Below are 266 nucleotides of genomic sequence, written 5' to 3' on the forward strand. Positions count from 1 at the left end.
TGTGCTGCTGGATATTACCTGTGACTCTGACGGTGCTATCGACCACTATATTGATGGTGACGGTATTGCCACGACAATGCCAATGCCGGAGTACGATCCAGAGAATCCGCCGATGCTCGGTTTCTTTATGGTCGGCGCATATCAGGAGATCCTCGGCAACATGCACAACCTGTTCGGTGATACCGAAGCGGTTGACGTGTTCGTCTTCCCTGACGGTAGCGTAGAAGTAGAACTGTCTGACGAAGGCGATACCGTGGCGGACATGC

At 53.0% G+C, this 266-nt stretch carries 1 protein-coding gene; it reads left to right on the forward strand.

Features of this window, described 5'->3' with window-relative positions:
- A partial coding sequence (locus FN960_RS24185) for a hypothetical protein (protein WP_221936865.1) occupies positions 1-266 on the forward strand: 266 nt, incomplete at both ends.

Origin of the sequence: Alkalicoccobacillus porphyridii (assembly GCF_007293315.1) — a bacterium.
Classification (GTDB): domain Bacteria; phylum Bacillota; class Bacilli; order Bacillales; family Bacillaceae_D; genus Alkalicoccobacillus; species Alkalicoccobacillus porphyridii.